Source organism: Bradyrhizobium sp. UNPF46 (genome assembly GCF_006658625.1).
Taxonomy (GTDB): Bacteria; Pseudomonadota; Alphaproteobacteria; order Rhizobiales; family Xanthobacteraceae; genus Bradyrhizobium; species Bradyrhizobium nitroreducens.
Window position 1 is genome coordinate 1 of record NZ_LFJB01000130.1, and the last position, 8,196, is coordinate 8,196.

Below are 8,196 nucleotides of genomic sequence, written 5' to 3' on the forward strand. Positions count from 1 at the left end.
TCTTGGGATAGTCGACGCGCGCCCAGGTCGGCTCCTGCATGGTCAGCCAGCGCCGATAGGCCTCCAGCCGCCACTGGAGCATCCAGACGGGCTCGTTCTTCTTCTGCGAGATGAATTTGACGGTCTCTTCCGACAGCCCCTTGGGGGCCTTGTCGGACTCGATCAGGGTCTCAAACCCATAACGATACTGATCGACGTCGATGCGCTTCACGCGCTCGACCGTCTCTTGCACGGCTGGCATTCTATCCTCCGCTCGTGGTTTCAAGGACCACGGTGGATCAAACTCGGACGAGTATTACGATGTTTTTTGGCAGAAAGCACGGGCTTAGAACCGTTCAAGCCGTGTTTCGTCGCTTAATGTCTAAGTAGGGTATTACCGAGCTTTCGCCAAGCCTCTAACGCCCTGTTGATGTCATCCGGTTCCGTGGACCAGCCCAGACTGAGACGCACCGCTCCCTGGGCGACCATCGGGTCAAAGCCCATGGCCGAAAGAACGTGCGACGGCTGGACCTTGCCCGAGGAACAGGCGGAGCCGGAGGAGACGGCAATGCCTTCGAGGTCGAAACCGATTACGGCGGTTTCGGCCTTGAGGCCCGGCGCCGTGAACAAAACGGTATTTGGCAACCGCTTCACCCCCTCTGAGAAGATCGTCGCGCCCGCGATCCCCCGAATGCCCTTTTCGAAGTGATTTCTGAGGGTTGCCATCCGCTCCACATCTTCCGGCAGAGCCTGAAGCGCGACCCTCACAGCCGCGCCAAAGCCGGCAATGCCAGAGACATTCTCGGTCCCGGCGCGGCGGCTCTGCTCCTGTCCCCCGCCCCGCAACACCGGCTCCAGTCCGGCGATCCCCTCGGCCACGACCAATGCGCCGACGCCTTTGGGGCCGCCGATCTTGTGCGCAGAAAAGGTCGCAAGGTCGGCGCCTACAGCCTTGATGTCGAACGGGATTTTGCCCAGCGCCTGGATCGCATCGACATGCAGCAGGCCGCCGGCCTCGTGAACAATCGTTGCCGCCTCGGCAACCGGTTGGAGCGCGCCGGTCTCATTGTTGGCGGCCATGATCGACACCAGCGCCGGCGGACCGTCCTTGAGCTGGGCCCTTAGATGCTCGAGGTCGACCACCCCGGGGCGCGTGACCGGGATCAGACCGATCGCGGCGCCCGGGAACCGGCCTCCCGCCAGCACCGAGGCGTGCTCAACCGCCGAGACCAGCAGCCGTTCGACAGGTCGGCCGGACGGCCCCCGCAGCCCCGGCGACAGCGCCAGCGCATTGGCCTCGGTTCCGGCCGAGGTGAAGATCACGTTCCGCGGCAAGGCACCCACGGCCGCGGCAAGCGTGGCACGCGCCTCCTCGACCAATCGCCGCGCCTCCCGCCCCTCGGCATGGACCGACGACGGATTGCCGATCAGGTCAAACGCCGCAACCATCGCCGCCCGCGCCTCGGGGCGCAGCGGCGTGGTCGCGTTCCAGTCGAGATAGACACGGGTCGGCATTTTGCCCTCTTAGCACCTTTTGCCGTCCGGCCAATCGGAGGGACGTGCGCATCAGGCCGGCTGATGCTGCTCCATCGTGGCAATCGTCCGCGGCACCGCGCGCAATCCGAACAGCGGCCGCAGCCAGGCGATGCGCCGAACGACTTCATAGGTCGCCACGCAAGTGAGCGCGGTCCCGATGATGACGATGGAGGCCTCGCTCCCGGCCGAAAGACCGCTGTCGCGCAGTTGATGCGCGATCACGATGATCCCTGTCTGATGCACGATGTAGTACGGAAAGATCGCGTCGGTGAGATAGCGACGCACTGGGCTGTCGGCAGTGAAGATGCGCCGCGCAAAGCCGAGCACGGCGGCGATCGCGAGCCACTGGTAGCAACCATAGGCCGAGGCTGCGAACGACTTCAGCGCAGACGACGGCGCAAATAGACCGGCGCGAACCAGGATGAAGGCAGAGAAGCAGGCGGTTGCAGCCACCAATGCCGCCCAGCGCTGACGTTCGACCTCGCGCCAGATCCCTTCCTGCTTCGCCAGCAGGAAACCGATCAGGAAGGCCGTCGCGTGGTCCGCATGGTTGTACCAGTCGCCGAACAGCGCATGCGTCGACGGGAAAGCCGGAAACAGCGCCAGGCGCCAGGCCGCAAACAGCAGGCAGGGCACGATCAGCAGCCGGGGCCCGGCGAGCACGCCAGCCAGCCTCCGGCCAAGCCAGTCGGCGCCGGCAGGCCATAGCGCGAGCACGCCGATCAGGGCCATCGTGTAGACCCAGAGATAGACCACGAACCAGAGATGATTCCAGGTCGGCAGCACGATGCAGGGATTCGGACAGAACTGCGCGCCGAAGGCAAAGTAGTGCCTGGTGTAGAAATCGAAGAAGCCCGCGGGATAGCCTGGGCTTTCGACGATCTGGAGATAGGACTGCGGCGGCACGATCACGAGCATGCCGAAGATCAGCGGGATCAGCAGCCGTGCCGACCGCGCACCCGCGAGCGATGCCAGGGTCGACTTGTCGAGCATGAAGCGGGTTGCGACCCCCGACACCAGGAACAGCAGCGACAGCCGCCAGGGATTGAGGAACAGCATCACCGGTTCCAGCCAGGTCAGCCGGTATGCGCTCTTGATGTGAAATCCCCAGGACACGTAGAGCATGCCGACGTGGTAGAAGATCAAGAGTCCGAAGGCTAAAATCCGCACCCAGTCCAGATCGATACGCCTTTCCGAGCTTTGGAATTGCTGTGGTGTTGTCATGGTTTTCTGCTCCTTGAGGGGACGACGAACGCGGTTTTCGGGCCAGGTTGACAGTGAAAATGGCTGACACCGAAAATGCTCCGCCGGCGGCGCACGTCGAGCCGGTTTGGGATCAGAATCGGACGCGAGGGGACGAGCCGCCTGCGGCTGGGACGAGTCGCGGGCCTTCTGGGATCAGCGGCGGCGACCGGATGATGTTCGCTGCGATTGCGGCCGTCTCGCTCGCGATCGGAATCGTCAACGCGTTCTCGGGCGCTCAGGACGCCGCCTGGCGCGGCGACAGCTACGACATCGGTCGGCGGCTGTTCTGGGAGATGTCGAGCATCGCCGTCATCCTGCTGCTGCTGCCGATCCCAGTGCTGGCGGTCCGCCGCATGCGCCGGATGTCCGGTCTCGCCGCGCGGGTCGGAATCGGGACCATCGCCCTGCTCGGCTTCTCCGCCCTTCACATCGCCGGGATGGTCTGGGTGCGGAAGCTCGCGCTTTGGCTCGCCGGAGGCGCCTACGATTTCCGTTTCTCACTCGCGACGGTCCTTTATGAATTCCGCAAGGACGCCGTGGCCGTTGTCCTGATCGCCGGCACGATCTGGCTGCTCGAAAGCCGGCGTGAGCTGAAGACCGCCGCAGCCGCTCCCGCGGCGCCCGGCCCGCCGTCCCCCGACATGATCTGGCTGCGCGACGGCACCAGCCGCATTCGTGTGCTGCCGCGCGACATCCTCTGGGTCGCGTCCGCCGGCAACTACATCGAATACAGCCTCGCGGACGGCACCCGGCACCTGATCCGGGGTACGCTCGCAGCGGCGGAAAGCGAGCTGGCGCGCTTTTCCATCGTTCGCGTTCATCGGACCAGGCTTGCCAATCTCGACCGGGTGAGCGGCGTGGATCGCAGGGCTTCCGGGGATTTCGAGCTCGCCTTCGACAACGGGCAGACGCTCGGAGGCAGCCGGCGTTACCGGCCGGCGGTCGCCGCGCTCGGAAGCCGAACCGCCCCGGCGGGAATCGCCTCCGCCGATGCGACGTCCGTTAATAAACACTCGTGATTCCAATTGGTTGGTCGGGGCCTCGGCAGAACAGCCGGCTCCAACCGGCGCCCAGCTGTGGCGCGGCAGCCTCCCCATCCCCCGCGTCCGGCCGGACATGACGCCGCGATGACTGGCTAAGCTGTTGAGCCGATTGAGAGATGTCGAAGATGCTTGCTTTTTGACCCTTGCCTCGTGTTAGAAGCGCGCGTCAGTTCACCTGCGCGCCACTCGCGCATCATCCGAGGGCGCGCCTCTCCACCCTTCATCCGTGCTCTCGCCGGCGGCAACGCTGGGTGAGCCTCAATCGGACGATTGCGCAGGGATCACCTCCAAGGGACTCAATCAGAGATCATCCATGCCTGAAGTTATTTTCACCGGCCCTGCCGGCCGCCTCGAGGGTCGCTATCACCCGGCCAAGCAGAAGAACGCGCCGATCGCGATGATCCTGCATCCGCATCCGCAGTTCCACGGCACGATGAATCATCAGATCGTGTACCAGTGCTACTACGCCTTCGCGCATCGCGGTTTCTCGGTGCTGCGCTTCAACTTCCGCGGCGTCGGCCGCAGCCAGGGCTCGTTCGACCATGGCACCGGCGAGTTGTCGGACGCGGCAGCCGCGCTCGACTGGGCACAGACCATCAATCCCGAAGCGCGCGCCTGCTGGGTCGCCGGCTTCTCGTTCGGCGCCTGGATCGGCATGCAGCTCTTGATGCGCCGTCCTGAGGTCGAGGGCTTCATCTCGATCGCGCCGCCGGCCAATCTCTACGACTTCTCGTTCCTCGCGCCCTGCCCGTCCTCCGGACTCATCGTGCATGGCGAGAAGGACGCGGTGGTGCCGCCGAAGGACGTCAACACGCTGGTCGAGAAGCTGAAGACGCAGAAGGGCATCGTGATCGACCAGCAGATCATCCCCGGCGCCAACCACTTCTTCGACGCCAAGCTCGAGCCGCTGATGGAGACCATCACGGCGTATCTGGACATGCGTCTGGCGAACGTTCGCTGAGGCATTGGTCTTGTAGCCCGGATGGAGCGTAGCGCAATCCGGGAAACCTCTCGCTGCAGAGACACCGTCCCGGATTGCGCGGAGCCTGTCATCGGGCGGCGCCTTGCGCCGACCCGTTGGCTCCATCCGGGCTACGTGCACATCAAGCCAGCTTGAGCGCCACGATCCCCGTCAAGACGAGCGCGATGCCCGCAAGCTTCATCGCGCTCAAGGTCTCGCCGAACAGGACGACACCCATCACGAAGGTGCCGGCAGCCCCAATGCCGGTCCACACCGAATAGGCGACGCCGACGTCCAGCACCTTCAAGGCGCGCCCGAGCAGGACAACGAAGGCCGCGAGCAGCACGAGCGACGCAATGCTCCAGCCCGCCCGCGTGTAGCCTTCCGCGTATTTCATCGAGATCGCCCAGCCGACATCGAGCGCGCCGGCGATCACCAGCATCAGCCAGGCCGTGGAATGCGACATCAGCCTGCGCTCAGGCCGCGAGCTTGAGCAGATGCGCGTCGTGGCGCACGAGGAAGGCGCGCAGCAACTGCGGATAGGCCGCGCCGACGGCCGTGCGGACGCTCGGGCGCTTGGCGAGCTCGGCACGCCAAGCACGGACCTTTGGCACATCCGTGAAAATGCCGTGCGCGGTCAATTCGTCGAACAGATCGAAGTAACGGAAGATCGGTGCGAACACCGCATCGACCAGGCTGAACGCCTCGCCTGCGAAATACGGGCCCGCGCCGAGCGCCGCTTCCACGCGCGCGAATTTTGCGACGAGCGCCTGGCGCTTGCTCTCGAACGTCGCGGGATCCGTCGTGGTCTCGAGGCCCCAGAGATCACCCAGGATCGCCGAGCCGAACTCCATCCAGGCCCGATGCTCGGCACGCTTCAAGGCATCCGCCGGGTGCAGCCTCGCGCCGCCCTGCGTCTCCTCGATGTACTCGCAGATCACGTTGCTCTCGAACAGCGCGACCTCGCCCTTGTCAGTGGTCACCACCAGCACCGGCACCTTGCCGAGCGGAGAGAGCTTCAGAAACCAGTCGGGCTTGCTCGCGAGATCGATGTCGATCCGCTCGAACGGCACGCCCTTCTCCTTCAGCGCGATCACCGCGCGCTGCACATAGGGACAAAGCTTGTGGCTGATCAGTTTCAGTGAGGCGGTCATGGCTGGGATCCCGACGGTTATATGCAATTGCATCCAATCTAGATGCATCTGCATGTACCTGTCAAGATCGAGTCGCGACCACGTCCCTCACACCTGACGGACGAGCGGTCACCCGCCCTGCTTTTCGGTGACAGTGTCCGCCTGCGCCACCGCGCGTTTTGGCCTTACTCCGTCGCAATGCCGGGCGTATTGGCAATCAAATCCATAGCCTGGTCATGAATGTCTTGATTGGTCCGTGGCCACAGTCCCTCACCCGCTTTTCGCGAGTTCGGGAAGATGATGTACTGGATCTTTCCCTTCGGCAATCCGGCGCCGGTCCGGGGGTTCGGACTCTGACCGCCAAGCGCAACGAACAGCGCAATCGATCCTTCCCCCAGTCGCGCCGCACTGCCTCCTCCGGCATCGCCGACAATGAATGTCGAGGTCACGCCAGTTGGCACGTGCGTTGCGAAACCGACATCACCAGCCCTCGCAACATGAGGAAGCCTCTCAAATCCCGTCGGAATGACAACATAAGGAAATCGGGTCGCATCGACATACGTCGCTGGATCAGTCCGAGCCCCGCTCGGCGCCCGCAAAGAAGTCATCGCGACGAAATAGCCCTCGTACTCGCCGCTCGGCTGGATGTACGCGCGGGCTGGATGGTCGGGATCCGGCACGAGAACATCCCGCCACCAGTTGGTGTGTGGATAACCGGCATTTGCCAGCGCATCCAAGCCGATATCATCAGGATGGTAGGCGTTTGGCGCACCATCGGCGTCTACCGCTGCATGATTGGTTTCGTAGGCGTAAGCCAGATTATTCGCTTGCCGCAAAATTCGTGTTCCGCGAAATGTCTCCGCCGGTGCAAAGTCGAGCTTCATTGGCCCCTCCCCCGAATTCGGTCAACGACGCGCAGTGGTGAAGCTTGCGAAAATCTCTTCTCTCTTTACTCTACCCCTGATTGTTAATTCTTCAAGATGGTCAAAAATCAAATTGGAGGCCGAGATGGAATACACCTACAGGCTTTCTTACGGCGACGTCGGCGCGGACATTCGTCGCTTGCAGGAATTCCTCACTTCCAAGGGAGCTTCGCTCAGCCCGGACGGTCACTTTGGCCCGAAGACGCGCGATGCGGTGACCGCCTGGCAACATGATCACGGCCTCAATAAAACAGGTGCTGTCGACAAGGTCACCCGTGAATCGCTTGGAATTGGCGGCTTCGTCGTACGTGGGCTGCCTTCAGCCTCGGCGCAAACGGGCACCAACTGGCCGGCAAAGCCGGCATCGCCGCCACAGCCAAGTCCAAAGCTAACCGCGAGCTTGTTCGGCAGCTTCGACTTTGTGCACTCGCCGACCCCGGACAACCCGGAACGCATCGAAATTCGGAACAATTGGGTTGAAGACAACATCGTAACGCTCAAGATCCCTGAACTCGACAACTGTCTCTTCGCCGACGGCAACACTTACACCGTGCAACCCGTCGGGCGCATTCGATGCCACAGGCTGGCTGCACCCAAATTCGCGCAATTGTTCGCCCAATGGCGTGAAGCCGGCCTCATCGACCGCGTCATCACCTGCGCGGGAGCTTTCAGTCCTCGGTTGATCCGGGGTTCGACCACCGCAAGTCGAGCCAATCTGTCGAACCATGCATGGGGTACTGCGCTAGATATCAACGACGAGCAGAACCCTCGCAAACATATTCCGGTTGCGCTTGACGCGCGCGGCTGCGTGCGTGAGTTGGTCGGCATCGCAAACTCGCTCGGATTCTTCTGGGGCGGTCATTTCAAACCCTTCGATGGAATGCACTTCGAGCTCGCCGAACTCTAGGCCGAACACGCAGGACGCCTGGAGACCGGTCCGCAGGGCGCCGCTCCCCGAAGAAGAGGTCGTGTGTCTGCGGCGTGGCGGGCGCCGCGTCCCGTCGGGCAAAACACCCGGAACCCGTCAATCCCTCCCAGTGAAAATATATCGCTTTTCCGAATTTCGGATTTATGGCATACAGCCGCAATCCCGGCCCTGCCAGAGGGGCGCTTCGCGATCGTCACGAGATGCGGGCCGGGGTGCGGTGGACGCGGTAGCGCCGGCGCGGATGTGTGGCGACAGGGCGGGCAACCGTGAGTCTCACGCAGCGTGCATACGACACGGCGCGGTCACAGCGGTTTGGTCGATGGTCCGGGGCGGGCACACGCAAGCCCCGGATGCTGAGGCCAGGCCGTCCGCGGACGGAGAAGTCGTGTGGTCCTGGCGCCCGGGGTTCTGGCGTCAAGGCTTGCGGTGATGTGGCGACCAACCGGCA

At 63.5% G+C, this 8,196-nt stretch carries 8 protein-coding genes and 1 pseudogene; 3 read left to right on the top strand and 6 right to left on the bottom strand.

The window, feature by feature from the left end; all coding sequences use genetic code 11:
• From UNPF46_RS36755 to UNPF46_RS36765, 3 genes and pseudogenes are all read right to left on the bottom strand, one after another.
• A pseudogene (locus UNPF46_RS36755) lies at positions 1-241 on the bottom strand (Fe-S cluster assembly protein SufB); the annotation flags it as partial.
• A 113-nt stretch (positions 242-354) separates the two neighbouring features.
• Positions 355-1,494 carry a cysteine desulfurase family protein gene (locus UNPF46_RS36760; protein ID WP_142253286.1) on the bottom strand — a complete coding sequence of 380 codons (1,140 nt, stop codon included), beginning with the start codon at positions 1,492-1,494 and terminating at the stop codon, positions 355-357.
• Between the two features lie 51 nt (positions 1,495-1,545).
• On the bottom strand, positions 1,546-2,739 hold the full coding sequence (locus UNPF46_RS36765; protein WP_142253287.1) for an acyltransferase family protein: 1,194 nt from the start codon (positions 2,737-2,739) through the stop codon (positions 1,546-1,548).
• Positions 2,740-2,798: 59 nt separating this feature from the next.
• Here UNPF46_RS36765 and UNPF46_RS36770 point away from each other — a divergent pair, with 59 nt between their 5' ends.
• Positions 2,799-3,779 carry a LytTR family DNA-binding domain-containing protein gene (locus UNPF46_RS36770; RefSeq protein WP_142253288.1) on the top strand — a complete coding sequence of 327 codons (981 nt, stop codon included), beginning with the start codon at positions 2,799-2,801 and terminating at the stop codon, positions 3,777-3,779.
• 337 nt (positions 3,780-4,116) lie between these two features.
• A complete protein-coding gene (locus tag UNPF46_RS36775) occupies positions 4,117-4,764 on the top strand; it encodes an alpha/beta hydrolase (protein WP_024337874.1) in 648 nt (215 codons plus the stop codon).
• A gap of 142 nt (positions 4,765-4,906) precedes the next feature.
• Here UNPF46_RS36775 and UNPF46_RS36780 read toward each other — a convergent pair whose 3' ends face one another.
• From UNPF46_RS36780 to UNPF46_RS36790, 3 genes are all read right to left on the bottom strand, one after another.
• On the bottom strand, positions 4,907-5,230 hold the full coding sequence (locus UNPF46_RS36780) for a DMT family transporter (protein WP_142253289.1): 324 nt from the start codon (positions 5,228-5,230) through the stop codon (positions 4,907-4,909).
• A 10-nt stretch (positions 5,231-5,240) separates the two neighbouring features.
• Positions 5,241-5,918 carry a glutathione S-transferase family protein gene (locus tag UNPF46_RS36785; RefSeq protein ID WP_142253290.1) on the bottom strand — a complete coding sequence of 226 codons (678 nt, stop codon included), beginning with the start codon at positions 5,916-5,918 and terminating at the stop codon, positions 5,241-5,243.
• A gap of 164 nt (positions 5,919-6,082) precedes the next feature.
• A complete protein-coding gene (locus UNPF46_RS36790) occupies positions 6,083-6,781 on the bottom strand; it encodes a glycoside hydrolase family 75 protein (protein WP_100180258.1) in 699 nt (232 codons plus the stop codon).
• Between the two features lie 124 nt (positions 6,782-6,905).
• Here UNPF46_RS36790 and UNPF46_RS36795 point away from each other — a divergent pair, with 124 nt between their 5' ends.
• Complete coding sequence (locus UNPF46_RS36795) at positions 6,906-7,727, top strand: M15 family metallopeptidase (RefSeq protein WP_142253291.1); 822 nt, start codon at positions 6,906-6,908, stop codon at positions 7,725-7,727.
• The last annotated feature ends 469 nt before the right edge of the window (positions 7,728-8,196 follow it).

Excerpts from the sequence above, each read along its gene's own strand:
- UNPF46_RS36760 (WP_142253286.1), bottom strand. The coding sequence starts at position 1,494 with ATGCCGACCCGTGTCTATCTCGACTGGAACGCGACCACGCCGCTGCGC.
- UNPF46_RS36765 (WP_142253287.1), bottom strand. The coding sequence starts at position 2,739 with ATGACAACACCACAGCAATTCCAAAGCTCGGAAAGGCGTATCGATCTG.
- UNPF46_RS36770 (WP_142253288.1), top strand. The coding sequence starts at position 2,799 with ATGGCTGACACCGAAAATGCTCCGCCGGCGGCGCACGTCGAGCCGGTT.
- UNPF46_RS36775 (WP_024337874.1), top strand. The coding sequence starts at position 4,117 with ATGCCTGAAGTTATTTTCACCGGCCCTGCCGGCCGCCTCGAGGGTCGC.
- UNPF46_RS36780 (WP_142253289.1), bottom strand. The coding sequence starts at position 5,230 with ATGTCGCATTCCACGGCCTGGCTGATGCTGGTGATCGCCGGCGCGCTC.
- UNPF46_RS36785 (WP_142253290.1), bottom strand. The coding sequence starts at position 5,918 with ATGACCGCCTCACTGAAACTGATCAGCCACAAGCTTTGTCCCTATGTG.
- UNPF46_RS36790 (WP_100180258.1), bottom strand. The coding sequence starts at position 6,781 with ATGAAGCTCGACTTTGCACCGGCGGAGACATTTCGCGGAACACGAATT.
- UNPF46_RS36795 (WP_142253291.1), top strand. The coding sequence starts at position 6,906 with ATGGAATACACCTACAGGCTTTCTTACGGCGACGTCGGCGCGGACATT.